General features: G+C 63.6%; 11 protein-coding genes and 1 pseudogene. 8 read left to right on the plus strand and 4 right to left on the minus strand.

Annotated elements, in window-relative coordinates:
* Positions 1-32 precede the first annotated feature (32 nt).
* Positions 33-785, plus strand: coding sequence for an alpha/beta fold hydrolase (locus LMTR21_RS16165; protein WP_084030965.1), 753 nt, complete (start codon positions 33-35; stop codon positions 783-785).
* Positions 786-797: 12 nt separating this feature from the next.
* On the opposite strand, the pseudogene LMTR21_RS16170 reads toward LMTR21_RS16165, so the two are convergent.
* Positions 798-2,132 (minus strand): annotated as a pseudogene (locus LMTR21_RS16170) (hypothetical protein); the annotation flags it as partial.
* 225 nt (positions 2,133-2,357) lie between these two features.
* On the opposite strand from LMTR21_RS16170, the gene cysE reads away from it, so the two are divergent.
* Together cysE and LMTR21_RS16180 are read left to right on the plus strand one after the other, a co-directional pair.
* On the plus strand, positions 2,358-3,185 hold the full coding sequence (cysE, locus tag LMTR21_RS16175) for a serine O-acetyltransferase (protein WP_065756086.1): 828 nt from the start codon (positions 2,358-2,360) through the stop codon (positions 3,183-3,185).
* 108 nt (positions 3,186-3,293) lie between these two features.
* Positions 3,294-3,512 carry a DUF3126 family protein gene (locus tag LMTR21_RS16180; protein WP_025590201.1) on the plus strand — a complete coding sequence of 73 codons (219 nt, stop codon included), beginning with the start codon at positions 3,294-3,296 and terminating at the stop codon, positions 3,510-3,512.
* A gap of 115 nt (positions 3,513-3,627) precedes the next feature.
* Here LMTR21_RS16180 and LMTR21_RS16185 read toward each other — a convergent pair whose 3' ends face one another.
* The gene (locus tag LMTR21_RS16185) at positions 3,628-4,341 is read right to left on the minus strand and encodes a hypothetical protein (protein ID WP_065756087.1); all 714 of its coding nucleotides are present in this window, start codon (positions 4,339-4,341) and stop codon (positions 3,628-3,630) included.
* A 214-nt stretch (positions 4,342-4,555) separates the two neighbouring features.
* On the opposite strand from LMTR21_RS16185, the gene LMTR21_RS16190 reads away from it, so the two are divergent.
* Together LMTR21_RS16190 and LMTR21_RS16195 are read left to right on the plus strand one after the other, a co-directional pair.
* Entirely contained in the window at positions 4,556-4,885 is a 330-nt protein-coding gene (locus tag LMTR21_RS16190; protein WP_065756088.1) for a DUF6949 family protein, read from the plus strand.
* Between the two features lie 73 nt (positions 4,886-4,958).
* On the plus strand, positions 4,959-5,489 hold the full coding sequence (locus LMTR21_RS16195; protein WP_065756089.1) for a gamma carbonic anhydrase family protein: 531 nt from the start codon (positions 4,959-4,961) through the stop codon (positions 5,487-5,489).
* 36 nt (positions 5,490-5,525) lie between these two features.
* Here the strand turns inward: LMTR21_RS16195 and LMTR21_RS40025 are convergent, their stop codons facing one another.
* Together LMTR21_RS40025 and LMTR21_RS16200 are read right to left on the minus strand one after the other, a co-directional pair.
* A complete protein-coding gene (locus LMTR21_RS40025) occupies positions 5,526-5,693 on the minus strand; it encodes a hypothetical protein (protein WP_187399357.1) in 168 nt (55 codons plus the stop codon).
* On the minus strand, positions 5,690-5,917 hold the full coding sequence (locus tag LMTR21_RS16200; protein ID WP_065756090.1) for a hypothetical protein: 228 nt from the start codon (positions 5,915-5,917) through the stop codon (positions 5,690-5,692). The genes LMTR21_RS40025 and LMTR21_RS16200 overlap by 4 nt, the downstream gene beginning before the upstream one ends.
* Before the next feature lie 693 nt (positions 5,918-6,610).
* Here LMTR21_RS16200 and LMTR21_RS40030 point away from each other — a divergent pair.
* The 3 genes from LMTR21_RS40030 (at position 6,611) to LMTR21_RS16215 (ending at position 14,590) form a co-directional block, all read left to right on the plus strand.
* Positions 6,611-7,228, plus strand: a complete 618-nt coding sequence (locus tag LMTR21_RS40030) for a hypothetical protein (RefSeq protein ID WP_065756091.1) — start codon at positions 6,611-6,613, stop codon at positions 7,226-7,228.
* Positions 7,229-7,332: 104 nt separating this feature from the next.
* Entirely contained in the window at positions 7,333-7,482 is a 150-nt protein-coding gene (locus tag LMTR21_RS40035) for a hypothetical protein (protein ID WP_187399439.1), read from the plus strand.
* Positions 7,483-7,690: 208 nt separating this feature from the next.
* Positions 7,691-14,590, plus strand: coding sequence for an MBG domain-containing protein (locus tag LMTR21_RS16215; RefSeq protein WP_084030964.1), 6,900 nt, complete (start codon positions 7,691-7,693; stop codon positions 14,588-14,590).
* The last annotated feature ends 2 nt before the right edge of the window (positions 14,591-14,592 follow it).

The raw sequence follows: 14,592 nt of genomic DNA on the forward strand, positions 1-14,592 counted from the left end.
CGTTTTGATCCCCCCAAAAAATGGAACTGATGATGCCGAGTTTTCGCAACGGCGCTGTCGAAATTGCCTATCTCGACGAGGGCGAGGGCGATCCGATCGTTCTCGTGCACGGCTTTGCCTCCAGCAAGAACGTCAACTGGGTTTATCCGACCTGGGTTTCCGATCTGAAAAAGGACGGCCGCCGCGTCATCGCGCTCGACAACCGCGGCCATGGCGAGTCGGAAAAACTCTACGATTCCGCCGAATACGAAATCGCCATCATGGCGAGCGACGTCATCGCGCTGCTGGATCATCTGCAAATCGCGCGCGCCGACATCATGGGCTATTCATTGGGGTCGCGCATGACGGCGATCCTGGCGCGCGAGCAGCCGCAGCGGCTGCGCTCGGCGATCCTCGGCGGCATCGGGATCGGACTGATCGAGGGCGGCGGCCCCGGCGAGAACGTGGCGATCGCGCTGGAAGCGCCGTCGCTGGAGGACGTCACCGATCCGGTCGGGCGGACGTTTCGCGCCTTCGCCGATCAGACCCGTTCCGACCGTCGCGCGCTGGCCGCCTGCCTGCGCGGTTCGCGCCGCTTGATGACGACGGAGGAGGCCGCCGGCATCGGCGTGCCGGTCCTGATCGCGGTCGGCACCAGGGACGAAATCGCCGGCTCAGCCGCGGCGCTCGGGAAAATCATTCCGGGTGCCGAGGTGCTCGACATTCCGAACCGCGATCACATGCGCGCGGTCGGCGACAAGGTCTACAAGGTCGGCGTCACCGACTTCCTGTCGCGGCGCCAATGAACGCTCGCGCGCATCACTGGTGAAGTGCCTGATAGCTGCGATCAGCACCACCGCGGTAGCAAGCCACGCCATCCGTGCGCCGTAGCGATCATGCGGGCCCGATATCACCGCACAGATGAAGGCATTGCCGAGCACGGCGAACGAGACCGTGCCGGCGAGCAAAGTGAGATCGTCGAACGGCCGGCGCAGTACGCCGCGGCCGAACAGGATGACGGCCAGCAGCATCGACGCCAATGCGACGGGGACATGAATCCGGTTGATCGCGGTGAAGTCGAAATGCCAGCGCTGCTGCTGCGCCGCGCGCATCGGCTTCACCTGCGCGGGAAGAAAGCGCTCCATGATGCCGTAGGTGTGGCCGAGCCAGACACCGATGCCTTCGCCGGTGGCGACCTGCACCAGTTGCTGCGCCGTCCCCGTCAGCGCCGACTTGACCTGCCAGGCCGGATATTCGGCCAGCGAATGCAGCACGATAAAGCCCATCTCGTCGTTCAGTCCCTGAAAGCGGCCAAGCGTGTTGAACATGCTGTTGCCCCACAGGAACTGGTCCGCCGTGGCAGGAAGCTGATCGCGATAGGGGCAGAGTTTGAAGTTCTGCTTCGGACAATGATCGCGCAAATATTGCGCGACAATGCCGTCTTGCAGCATGCGCCCGAAGGCGACGCCGTAGCCGCCGGGCGTCCACGCCAGTTTACCTGATAGTGCAAAATTGGTCGCGAGCAACAGCGCGGCTCCGGCGACAATGGTGAGGCTGCCCTGTGTCAGCCCGGAAACGGAAATCCGCCCGCGCAGAAAAGGGCGCGCGATCCACCCCATGCCGCACAGCCCGAGCAGCACCGCGAGCGTTGCGCTATGCGTCGCCGCGGCGAAAGCGGTGAGGCCGAACAGGAGGCATTTTTCCGGGATTGAAGTCCGCTCGCCCTGCGTAATCAGGATGAAGAGGGCGAGCACGGCGAGGCCGGCAAAAATATCGGTCAGGAGCGTGCTGGTGAGCCAGGGCAGCGAGGTGGTCAGGGCCAGCACAAGGCTCATGGCCAGCAGCCGCAATGGCTGGGACTGGCCCAGCACGCGCAGTGTCAGTTGCAGGATCCACAACGTCGCCAGCGCGTTGATTCCGAGGTTGAGCCAGAAGCTCGAATCCTCGCCGAAATGCAGATAGAGACCGAACGTCGTGGAGCGGCTGGGCACCAGGTAGCCTTCGTACCATCGCGCCAGATAGCCGCCGGTATCCCACTGGAGCAGGGGGTAACCATTCCACAGGGCGGGGGCCAGCAACATCAATGGGATGGCGATGGCCGCGATCCAGGCGGCCCGCGAGTCCGCAGCGGTCCGCGCCTGCAATATCTGCATGCTGATGCGACTTTCCCCCATTAGCCCCAGCATCCCGGAATGGCTGGCCGGCTGAAATTGACCAATAGTCGGACATCATCCGGCTTGATTTCCGGAATTGGCTGACCACCTTGAACTAACCCCGAACGGCATTTGGCGATGGTTTACTCTGCCGAAGCGTGCCCGGGACAAACCCGCCCGCCGTGCTATAATATCGGCCAACCAAGCGAATTTGCGAGAGCCATCATGGCAGTGCATCAGGTCAATCCGCAAGCGTCGAAGATCGCCGCGCTCGATCCGATCTGGGATCGCATCCGGGGTGAGGCGGAAGACATCGTCCGCCGCGAGCCCGAGCTTGCGTCCTTCATCTATTCGACCGTGCTGCATCACGACCGCCTCGAAGATTCGGTGGTGCATCGTCTCGCCGAGCGGCTCGATCATTCGGCGCTATCGGGCGATTTGATCCGCCAGACCTACGACGAGGCGCTGCGTGACGAACCCGATCTCGGCAATGCGTTCCGCGCCGATCTGGTCGCGGTCTACGATCGCGATCCCGCAACCTCGCGCTTCATCGATCCGCTGCTCTACTTCAAGGGTTTCCACGCGCTGCAGACCCATCGCCTGGCGCACTGGCTCTATCAAAAGGGCCGGAAGGATTTTGCCTTCTACCTGCAGAGCCGCTCGTCGGCGGTGTTTCAGACCGATATCAACCCCGCCGCCAGGATCGGCCGCGGCATTTTCCTCGATCACGCCACCGGCTTCGTTTGCGGCGAGACCGCTGTCATCGACGACGACGTTTCGATCCTGCATGGCGTCACGCTGGGTGGTACCGGCAAGGAGAACGAGGACCGTCATCCGAAGATCAGGCGCGGCGTGCTGATCGGGGCGGGCGCAAAGATTCTCGGCAATATCGAGATCGGCCATTGTGCGCGCATCGCGGCAGGTTCGGTGGTGGTCAAGCCGGTGCCGCACAACGTCACGGTCGCCGGCGTTCCCGCCAAGATCGTGGGCGAAGCCGGCTGTGCGGAGCCGTCGCGCACCATGGATCAGATGCTCGGCGCAATCGGCCTTTGATTTTCCACACTTTCTGCCAGCCGTATTTGTGAAGTTACGGCTGGTAGTCTGCTCCGTCTCGTCCTAAAAACCTCCCGGAAATTTAGAGAATCCGATTGGAGACCGCCCGTGGACGTTCAGGAAGTCAGGAAGCTAGACGCCTATCTCAAGCGCGTATTCGGCAATCCCAAGATCCGCGTCGTGCCGCGCCCGAAGAAGGACGACTCCGCCGAAGTCTATATCGGCGAGGAGTTCATCGGCGTGCTGTTCGTCGATGACGAGGACGATGACCGTTCGTTCCAATTCCAGATGGCGATCCTCGAGGAAGATCTCGCCGACGTCGGCTGATGCGCGTGCCGCGTAGGGTGGGCAAAGCGTAGCGTGCCCACCATTTCGAAGCGCGATCGGTGATAGATGGTGGGCACGTCGCTAACGCTCCTTTGCCCACCCTACGCGTCCGTAGCTATCCCCTCGGACCGCGCATCTGGGCCGTCAGCCGCTCCATTGCATTCGCTACGTCGCGCCATTGCGACAGCCAGCTTCGTGGAAAGCGGAACGTCAGGTCGGCGCCGTCGACGCGGCGCTCGCTCAGGCACATGCCGGGCGTCTGGCCATCGCGCGAGCAGCGCGCGTTGAGGCTCGGCGACGTGGCGGAGAACAGGTCTTCATTGGCGTAGGGCGAGCCGTCACGAAACGCGCGCATCGTCAATGCATCGTCGATCGGTGTTGCCTTCTGTTCGAGGTAGCGCGGATAGATGGTGCGGACCCGCATATCCGGCGCCAGCGCATCGTGATGAGCCGATATCGAGACGAAGATCCGGTCAATCGGCTGCGCCTTTTCCTCGACCGTATCGGCGCTGACGTGCTTCGGCGCATCCGGTGGTTCGAGCGACGGGAAGACGAAGCTGAGATCGACGCGTTCCTGCGGGCCCGAGTGGCGCTGGATCTTGCGGCGGATCGCTGATGTCGGCACGTTGAAGAGCGTGGCGCCAACGCTGACCGGAAGCCGTCCCGGTGCACTGGCGGGCCGCGCTACCCAGGTCGGCCACAGCAAATAGGCGACCAGCGCTATGGCGCCCGCGGCAATGGTTACCGCGACCATGATCAGGATCATGTGCGAGCGCGGGTCCCTGCGGGTATCGCGGGCGAGGTGCTGGGCCGTCGAAAGCAGGGTCATGAACGAGGCCGGGGAACAAGTAGGCGAATCATTTCGCGAATATGCCATGCGGCGCGCGATTTCCTCATGATTTCGCGGGAGTCCGCCCCCTTCAAGCCATGCGCAAACGAGATCCTGGCGGCCCGCTGTTAACCTTTCCTTAAGGATGCTGTGGCGGCCGCCGGCCAATTTTGCGAAAGCAGGGCGCGCGGTTTGTCGAGTAGCGGAAGTTGTCATGTCGCCCGAAGCGTTGAATTCCCTGTTCGCCCTGTGCATCGGCTTTGCGTTCGCGGGCGCGCTCGCCAGCGGCTATCAGGCGATGGCGGAGCGGCCGGCGGGGTTCGGGCTGCTGGGCGAGGGCGTGGCGCCGAAGACGTTTGCGGCCGTGCCGTTTCTGGTTTTCGCCGCACCGTTCATCATCATGCGCAATACGCTCCGCGGCGTGAAGATCGAGCGCCGCCGCTTCGAATTCGTGATGATGGCGACCGTGCTTTCCGGATTCTGGAGCATGATGTCCGGCACGTTCTTCCTGATGACGCTGCGTGCCGCGGGCGTGCTGGCCTGAGGCGGCCGGCCTGTTCGCTTGATCCCGCACTAGCGGCTGTGCCAAGGTCTCCGTTAACGGAGGCCTTTTTGTTATGGCGATCTACGAACTCGACGGGCAGGGACCTGAACTCCCCGCAGACGGAAACTATTTCATCGCAGATACCGCTGTCGTGATCGGCAAGGTGCGCCTGCTGAATTCTGCCAGCGTGTGGTTCGGCGCGGTGCTGCGCGGCGACAATGAGTGGATCGAGATCGGCGAAGGTTCCAACGTGCAGGACAATTCTACCTGCCACACGGACCCCGGCTTTCCGCTCACGATCGGCAGCAACTGCACCGTTGGCCACAACGTGATCCTGCACGGTTGCACGCTTGAAGACGACGCGCTCGTCGGAATGGGCTCGATCGTCATGAATGGCGCGCGAATACGCCGCGGTAGCGTCGTCGGCGCAGGCTCCATCATTACCGAAGGCAAGGAGTATCCCGAATATTCCCTGATCATCGGTTCGCCCGCACGCGTGGTCCGGACGTTGACGCCGGAGCAGTCGACGGCGATGGGGCGTGCCGCGAAGTCCTACGCGCGGAACGGGCCACGATTCAAGAATGGACTGAAGAAGATCGGCTGAAGACCCGCCGGTCCACACCCGACATTCAAACGCGGCTCAGGTGCCTTCGCTCTCGTTCGCCTCGCGAGGGCCGGCCACCTTTTCGTGGCCGGCCGCCCAGAGCGCATGCTCCTCGCTGCCGTTCTGATACGGATTGGCTTCCGCCGGAATGTTCTGGCGCGCGGCGCGCTCGCCTTCCTCGAACGGATCCGGGGCGGAATTCATGACGGCGTCTTTCCGGTTTTCGATCTCGCCTTCCGCGCGGTGGTGACCTTCGAAACGCCGGCGCTCTTTTTCAGCGCATCCTTGAGGTCGATGGGAATGCCGTGCTTCTTGAACAGGTCCGCAAAGGCTTCGTCAGCCAGCTCCTGAAATGTCGCCATCCGGTCGCGTGCAAGCTGTTTGAGCTTGTCGAACGTGTCGTCGTCGAAGGCGATCAATTTGCGCAAGCGCGATCACTCCGGGCGTCGAGCGGTTGTGAATTGAATGATCTGGCACGGGAATCGTTCCGGCAGGAACAAGGTCTGGTAGCCATCGTTGCTCCGAAAAGGAGATTTCCGATGAAGCTGGCGTCTGTAACAGCCGCAGTTGCGGCAATCACAATCCTGATATCCCCGGCCATGTCGCTCGCCCAGAGTGCAGGCGGATCATCCGCCGGTGGCAGTAGCGGAAGCGCTGCCGGCTCGCCGAGCGCAGGCTCCGCGGGTGCCGGATCGCAGGGCATCAGCGGCGTTCCTCCTGGGCCCGCCGCCCCCGGCGGATTGAACAATGCTGGCGAAGATCCGAGCGGCGCGGCGAACTCGGTAAGGCGCGCGTCGCCACCCGCGCCCGGCACCAACACGCTAGGCACCGCCCAGTCTTCAGGTCGTGGCGTCAACACCGAAAGCGGTGTAACGACGGGCTCGGGAAGATCGGCGGGGTCAGAAAGCGTTGACGCAGCAATCTCTGACGAGAACAAGGCGGTCGATCGCAAGATCAAGAGCATTTGCCGCGGCTGCTGATCTTCCAACGACAGTCGCGCAGAAGTGAGCAAGATTACCCCGCCACTTCCGAGAACTCGTCCTAGAGTTGGTTCGGGATCTATGAGGATCCGACGCCGAAAGCGTCGAGCGTTCGAATGCGAAATCACGGAGGGATGGGTCATGTTACGCAAGATGATGATCGCCTTGTTCGCATGCGCATCGGTCGCCATGCTGGTGCCGGACGTGGCTATGGCCCAACGCGGGTTTGGCGGTGGCGGTGGCGGCTTCCGCGGAGGCGGCGGAATGGGAATGGGCGGCGGTGGTTTCCGCGGTGGTGGGATGGGAATGGGCGGCGGTTTCCGCGGCGGTGCGATTGGAGTGGGCGGCGGCGGCTTCCGGGGCGGCGCGATTGGAGTGGGCGGCGCCGGCTTCCGGACTGCGGCGATTGGCGGCGGTTTCCGTCCGGCCGTGATTGGCGGCGGCGGTTTCCGCGCGGCCGCGTTGCCGGCGGCCGGATTTCGCGGCGGCACCTTTGCGGTCAACCGCTTCGGCGGCTTCCACCGCGGATTCAGGCATCACCGGAGATTTCCGATCGCCGCGGCGGCAATCGGTCTAGGCCTAGGTTACGGCCTATACGGCGGCTACTACAACGATTATTATGACTACGGGTATCCGTATTACGCCGGATACGGCTACGACGATTCCTACTATTACGGCGATGGCGGCTGCTACATCGTTCGGCGAAGTGTGCTTACGCCGTTCGGCTGGCGCATCCGCCGCGTGCAGGTCTGCGTCTGATCCCGTCAGGCCCAGATGAATAGCGCGGTCTCGGTGATATTACATCGAGGCCGCTGTTTGATATTTCTTGCTGATACCGTCTGCATCGCATGAGGATGTTGAACATGCTCACAGCGCCCGCATTGACATTGATGTTCTTGATGGTGGTGGTTGCTCTGGGTGCCGCGTTCGTCTGGATGTTCTGGGAAATCGAGCAGATGATGTCCAGGCTGCGTCGGATGTCCAGACCGCATCGCAAGCGCGACGGCATCTAATAGCTGATGTGACATTGCGCGGTCTGTCTCGCGCGACGCGCGACGATTCACGCCCGATATCTGCAATTTTCCGATAAATTGCGCTTGTTGCTTGATACATCCTTAGATGGGAACCTGTCAGGTTCCATCTGCACGAAAGCGTGCATGTCCGACAAAGAACTTGGGAGACGAGAAGTTTGCGGTGCCGCCTTAAGCGGATGGTGGTTCAATGATCGTCTCATCCAGGTCGTGTCTTTCGTCGTCCATCCAGTCGTCCACCAGGGATTTTCGAACTTCCGTCAGCCTGATCGCGCTGTTATGCGGCCTCAGTTGCGCGCAACCGTTGATGGCGCAATCGCTGCCATCAGGCGGAACGGTGGCGAGCGGGAATGTTTCGATCGGCAAGACGTCGCCGACCAGTCTTACAATCACTCAGTCGAGCGCCACCGGCATCGTCAACTGGTCGAGCTTCTCGGTCGGGCAGGGCAATCAGGTTCAATTCAATAACGGGAGCGGTGCGACGCTGAACCGCGTGACCGGTAACGTGCCGTCGTCGATCAACGGCGTGGTGTCGGCAACCGGCTCCGTCTATCTCGTCAATCCGTCGGGGGTCGTGGTTGGACCGACCGGCGTGATCAAGACCGGCGGCAGCTTCGTCGCCTCGACGCTGGATGTGAAGGACGCCGACTTTCGGGCCGGCGGCGCGCTGACCTTCAGCGGCAACAGCAACGCCTCGGTCGTCAATCTCGGCAAGATCGGCGCGTCGAAGGGCGACGTCGTCCTGATTGCGCGCCAGGTTCGCAACGACGGCTCGCTGACGGCACGCAACGGCACCGCCGCATTGGCGTCCGGCAGCGAGGTGCTGCTGAGCGACGGCTCGCTCGGCAACGGCAAGGTGCTGGTGCGGCGCCCAGTGCAGGACGGCGAGATCCGCAACAGCGGCGCGATCCGCGCCACGGAAGTGGAATTGCGCGCCAATGGCGGCAACATCTACGCGCTGGCCGGCAATACCAATGGTGCGATCTCGGCAACCGGTGTTGCCAACAAGGGCGGGCGCGTTTTCCTGACCTCCGAGGGCGGCTCGGTCAACGTAACGCAGAAGGTGGTGGCGCGGCGCATCCGGGCGGATGCCCCGGTCGCGCCTGCACGTCCAAGCGGACCGCGCTCTTTCACTGGCGGCGATGTCGTCGTTAGCGGCGACAAGGTGGTGGTCGGCGGCGCCGTGACAGCGAAGGGCAGTGACGGCACCGGCGGGACCGTGGTGGTGACCGGCAAGGACGTCACCCTGACCACGGGCGCAAAGATCGACGCCAGCGGGACGTCCGGCGGCACCGTGCTGATCGGCGGCGACCGCGCCGGCGGATCGGACGCCGCGCGGAAATTTCTGCCGCAGGCGATCGCCAATGCGCAGAACACGACGATCGAGGCGGGTGCGACGATCGCGGCCGACGGCACGTCGGGCGCCGGCGGCAATGTGGTGGTGTGGTCGGACGGCACGACGTCGTTCGGCGGCGCGATCAGCGCCACTGGCTTGCGCGGCGGCTTCATTGAGACCTCAGGGCATACGTTCGACTTCGCGGGCGGCCGCGTCAATGCCGGTCCCGGCGGCACCTGGCTGCTTGATCCGGTGGACCTGACGATCAACTCGACGCTTGCCAGCACCATCGCGAGCGCGCTCAACGGCGGCAGCAACGTCACCCAGGAGACGAACGCGGCCGGCAGTGGCGGCAGCGGCGACATTACGGTGACCAGCGGGATCAGCTGGTCGACCAGCGCAACGCTGACGCTCAGCGCCTATCGCAACATCGCGGTCAACGCCAACATCACCAGCACCGGCGGCGGCGGTGTCGTGCTGCGCGCCGACAATGCCGGCACGGGCACCGGCACCGTGACGTTCGGGGGCGGGCAGGTGTCGACCGCGGGAACGGTCTCGATCTACTACAACCCGACCGGCAGCAGTTCGACGGTCAACACCACCAAATACACGGCGCCGACGCAGACGAATTTCAGCGGCAACGTCGTGGGCGGCGCCGCGCTCAAGACGAACATGCTGGTCAACAATGTCTTCGACCTGCAGAACATGAACAACAACAAGGCCGGCACCTACGTGCTCGGCCGCGACATCGATGCCGGCATCACGTCCACCTGGAATAGCGGGGCCGGGTTCCAGCCGATCGGTGGCAGCAACTCCTTCACCGGGAATTTGGACGGCCAGGGCCACACGATCTCGGGCCTCTTCATCTATCGGCCGTCAGACCAATACGTCGGGCTGGTCGGCTATCTCGCCGCCGGCAGCACGGTAAGCAACGTCGGCGTTATTGATGCGACCGTCACCGGCGGGACTACTGTCGGTGCGATCGTCGGCGGGAACTACGGGACGGTCAGCAATGTCTACTCAAGCGGATCGGTCACCGCCATCTCTGCCGGCGCTGGCGGGCTCATCGGCTACAACTTTTACAGCCTGTCGAATGGTTACTCGAACAGCACTGTGCGCGGACCGTTGTATGTCGGCGGCGCCGTTGGGTTGAACAATTGTGCCAATCCCTGCGTCAATTTTCCCGGCTTGGTATCGCAGGTCTATGCGACGGGCGCTGTGATCGGTACGGGCACTGGCCCAACTTCTATCGGCGGCCTCGTCGGCTTCAATGGCAGCTCAGTCACGGCGTCCTATTGGGACAGCTACACCAGCGGACAGACGCTCGCCATCGGCAGCGGTTCAGGCGGCGTGACGGCCGTGACCAGCGACCCGGCGCAATCCGCCGCTGCCAACTACGCCTTCAAGCAGAGCGCCTATGGCAGCTTCAGCTTTCCGGGAACCGGCACGACCGGCTGGTACATGGTCGACGGCCAGACCCGGCCGTTCGGCCGCTGGGAATACCAGACCACCATCACCAACGCACACCAGCTTCAGTTGATGGCGATGAATCTCGGTGCGAGCTACACGCTGGCGAGCAATATCGACCTCAGCTCCAGCCTGGCGGCCGTCAACGGCAAATATCCTGGCATGTGGTCGTCGGCGGGCTTTTCCCCGATCGGCAGCACCGCCGCGCAATTCACCGGGGCGTTCAACGGCCAAGGGTACACCATCGCCAATCTGACCATCAATCGATCGACCACCGACGATGTCGGGCTGTTTGGATATGTTGGCGAGGGTGTAACGGTGCAGGACGTCGGCCTGCTGGGCGCCTCTGTGACCGGCGGGAACCGTGTCGGCGCGCTGGCCGGTGCCAACGCCGGCACGATTACGCGGTCTTATGCGACCGGTGTGCTGAACGGCACCGGCAATAATGTCGGCGGGCTGGTCGGGAAAAGCACCAGTACGGGCAACATCACGCAATCCTATGCCAGCGGGACGGTCGGCAGCGCCAACTCTTATGTTGGTGGACTTGTCGGCATCAATGAAGGCACGATCACGGAGTCCTACGCGGTCGGCGCGGTCAACGGCGGGAGCGAGGTCGGTGGGTTGGCCGGTGGTAACGCCAAGGCTATCACGCGGTCCTACGCGACCGGCGTGGTGAACGGCAGCGGCAATGATGTCGGAGGGCTGGTCGGGAAAAACGTTGGTACGGGCAGCAGTATCACGCAATCTTACGCCAGCGGGACGGTCGGCACTCCCAATTTTTATGTCGGCGGACTTGTCGGCTTCAATGAAGGCGCGATCGCACAAGCCTACGCCGTCGGGGCCGTCAATGGCAACAGCGCCGGAGGTCTCGCCGGCTACAGTGGCGGCACCATCATCCAGGCCTACGCGGCCGGGGCGGTGAGCGGCGCCAGCACGCTTGGCGGGCTGGTCGGCTATCACTCGGGCACGATCACTCAATCCTATTGGGATACGGCGACGACGGGCCGGAACAGCGTCATCGGAACTGGAGGCGTCAACGGCGGGATCGGCCTGACGACCAGCCAGATGCAGAATCCTGCCAGTTACGCGACCACCTACGCCGGCTGGGACTTCACCAACGTGTGGTCGGCGCCGAGCGCCGGCTATTATCCGCAGCTCTACGGGGTCAACTACGTCCTGCGCGTCGAGCCCACCAATGCGTCACGGGTCTATGGCGACGCCAATCCGGCTCTCACCTATACGACGACCTACGGCCTGCACACAGGCGACACATCAGCCATTCTCTCCGGCCTCTCGCTATCGACCGCGGCGACGACAACCTCCAATGTCGGTAGCTACGCGATCACAGCGGGCGGCAGCGTCATCAGCACCACTGGGCAGGCCTATCGCCTGATCCAAACACCTGCCACGCTGACGGTGACGCCGCGGGCGATCACAGTGACGGCCGACGTCAAGAGCCGCGTCTATGGCGATGCCAACCCTGCGCTGACTTATCAGGTCGGGGGCTCCGGGCTGGTCAATGGTGACACGCTGTCGGGCGCGCTGGCAACATCGGCGACGACAGCCAGCAATGTCGGCACCTACGGGATCACCCAAGGTACGCTCGCGGCCTCGTCCAACTACACGGTGTCCTCGTTTACCGGATCAAACCTGACGGTCACGCCGCGCGCGATCACGGTGACGGCGGAAGCGAAGAGTCGCGCCTATGGCGATGCCAATCCGGCGCTGACGTATCTGGTCGGCGGTTCCGGCCTCGTCAACGGCGATACGCTGTCGGGCGCGCTGGCGACGTCGGCGACCACGGCGAGCAATGCTGACGTTTACGGTATCACGCAAGGCACGCTCGCGGCGTCGGGCAACTATGCGCTGACCTATGCGGGTGACAACCTTACCGTGACCCAGCGCGCGATCACGGTGACGGCCGACGCCAAGAGTCGCGCCTATGGTGACGCCAATCCGCCCCTGACCTATCAGGTCAGCGGCGCGGGTCTGGTCAATGGCGATAGCCTGTCGGGCGCGCTAGTGACCTCGGCCACGGCGTCGAGCAACGTGGGCACCTACGGGATCGGACAAGGGACGGTGGCGGCGTCGGGCAATTATGCGCTGACCTATACGGGCGACAACCTCACCGTGACCCAGCGCGCCATCACGGTGACGGCCGACGCCAAGAGCCGCGCCTATGGCGATGCCAATCCGGCACTGACGTATCAGGTCGGTGGGGCGGGCCTCGTCAACGGCGATAGCCTGTCGGGTGCGCTGGCAACATCGGCGACGACAGCGAGCAATGCTGGTGTCTACGGTATCACGCAAGGCACGCTCGCAACCTCCGGCAATTATGCGTTGAACTATGCAAGCGCCGACCTCACCGTCACCCAGCGGGCCATCACCGTAACGGCCGATGCCAAGAGCCGTGCCTATGGTGATGCCAATCCGCCGCTGACCTATCAGGTCGGCGGTGCGGGTCTCGTCAATGGCGACAGCTTGTCGGGCGCGTTGGCGACGTCGGCGACCACAGCCAGCGATGTCGGTGTCTATAGCATTACTCAAGGCACGCTGGCGGCGTCAGGCAATTATACGCTGAACTATACGAGCAACAATCTCACCGTCACCCAGCGCGCCATCACCGTGACGGCCGATGCCAAGAGCCGTGCCTATGGTGATGCCAATCCGCCGCTGACCTATCAGGTCGGCGGTGCGGGTCTCGTCAATGGCGACAGCTTGTCGGGCGCGTTGGCGACGTCGGCGACCACAGCCAGCGATGTCGGTGTCTATAGCATTACTCAAGGCACGCTGGCGGCGTCAGGCAATTATACGCTGAACTATACGAGCAACAATCTCACCGTCACCCAGCGCGCCATCACCGTGACGGCCGATGCCAAGAGCCGTGCCTACGGCGATGCCAATCCGCCGCTGACCTATCAGGTCGGCGGTGCGGGCCTCGTCAACGGCGACGGCTTGTCGGGTGCGCTGGCGACCTCGGCGACGACAGCGAGCAATGTTGGCGTCTACGCGATCACGCAGGGTACGCTGGCGGCCTCGGGCAACTATGCGCTGACCTATGCGGGCAACAACCTGACTGTCACCCAGCGCGCCATCACGGTGACGGCGGATGCCAAGAGCCGCGCCTATGGCGACGCCAATCCAGCATTGACCTATCAGGTCGGCGGTTCCGGCCTCGTCAATGGCGACAGCCTGTCAGGTGCACTGGCAACGTCGGCGACCACGACCAGTAACGTCGGTACCTACGGGATCGGGCAGGGCACGCTCACCGCTTCAGGCAACTACGCACTGACCTATACGGGCAACAACCTGACCGTCACTCAGCGCGCAATCACGGTGACCGCGGATACGAAGAGCCGCGTTTATGGCGACGCCAATCCGGCGCTGACGTATCAGGTCGGTGGCGCGGGCCTGGTCAACGGCGACACGTTGTCGGGCGCGCTGGCGACCTCGGCGACGACGGCAAGCAATGTCGGCGTGTACGGCATTGCGCAGGGCACGCTGGCGGCGTCGGGAAATTACGTGCTGAACTATACGGGCAACAACCTGACCGTCACCCAGCGGGCCATCACCGTAACGGCCGATGCCAAGAGCCGTGCCTATGGTGACGCCAATCCGGCGCTGACGTATCAGGTCGGTGGCGCGGGCCTGGTCAACGGCGACACGTTGTCGGGCGCGCTGGCGACCTCGGCGACGACAGCGAGCAACGTCGGCGTGTACGGCATTGCGCAGGGCACGCTGGCGGCCTCGGGCAATTATGCGCTGAGCTATGCGGGCAACAACCTGACCGTTGCCCAGCGCGCGATCACGGTAACCGCTGACGCCAAGAGCCGCGCCTATGGCGATGCCAATCCGGCGCTGACCTATCAGATCGGCGGCGCAGGTCTCGTCAATGGCGACACGCTCTCGGGTACGCTCATGACGTCGGCGACGACGTCGAGCAACGCCGGAGACTACGACATCACGCAGGGCACGCTGGCAGCCTCATTGAACTACGCCTTCACTTTCGTCGGCGCGAATCTCACGATTACGCCGGCAGCCACTCCGCGCGTACCGACCGCAGAACTCGGCTCCTATGTGAAGTCGCGGGTGACGCTGCCCGCGCCGCAGCCGCCCGGGCAGATGCGCGAGTCCGAGAGCATCGAGCAATCGTCCGCCGCGATCGCCTGCAAGTCCAGGCAGTGCCTCGAGCTTCCTCATCCCAACAATCGGCGCATCGGCACGCGCGCAAGATTCGTCGACACGATGCAGATGCGTGATCGCCTGCCGGCCTTTGCCGACAATTGATG

Source organism: Bradyrhizobium paxllaeri (genome assembly GCF_001693515.2).
Lineage (GTDB): Bacteria > Pseudomonadota > Alphaproteobacteria > Rhizobiales > Xanthobacteraceae > Bradyrhizobium > Bradyrhizobium paxllaeri.

Bases quoted from the DNA above. Each gene is read 5' to 3' on its own strand.
- cysE (WP_065756086.1), top strand. From the start codon at position 2,358: ATGGCAGTGCATCAGGTCAATCCGCAAGCGTCGAAGATCGCCGCGCTC.
- LMTR21_RS16215 (WP_084030964.1), top strand. From the start codon at position 7,691: ATGATCGTCTCATCCAGGTCGTGTCTTTCGTCGTCCATCCAGTCGTCC.
- LMTR21_RS40030 (WP_065756091.1), top strand. From the start codon at position 6,611: ATGTTACGCAAGATGATGATCGCCTTGTTCGCATGCGCATCGGTCGCC.
- LMTR21_RS16190 (WP_065756088.1), top strand. From the start codon at position 4,556: ATGTCGCCCGAAGCGTTGAATTCCCTGTTCGCCCTGTGCATCGGCTTT.
- LMTR21_RS16165 (WP_084030965.1), top strand. From the start codon at position 33: ATGCCGAGTTTTCGCAACGGCGCTGTCGAAATTGCCTATCTCGACGAG.
- LMTR21_RS16195 (WP_065756089.1), top strand. From the start codon at position 4,959: ATGGCGATCTACGAACTCGACGGGCAGGGACCTGAACTCCCCGCAGAC.
- LMTR21_RS40025 (WP_187399357.1), bottom strand. From the start codon at position 5,693: ATGAATTCCGCCCCGGATCCGTTCGAGGAAGGCGAGCGCGCCGCGCGC.
- LMTR21_RS16185 (WP_065756087.1), bottom strand. From the start codon at position 4,341: ATGACCCTGCTTTCGACGGCCCAGCACCTCGCCCGCGATACCCGCAGG.
- LMTR21_RS40035 (WP_187399439.1), top strand. From the start codon at position 7,333: ATGCTCACAGCGCCCGCATTGACATTGATGTTCTTGATGGTGGTGGTT.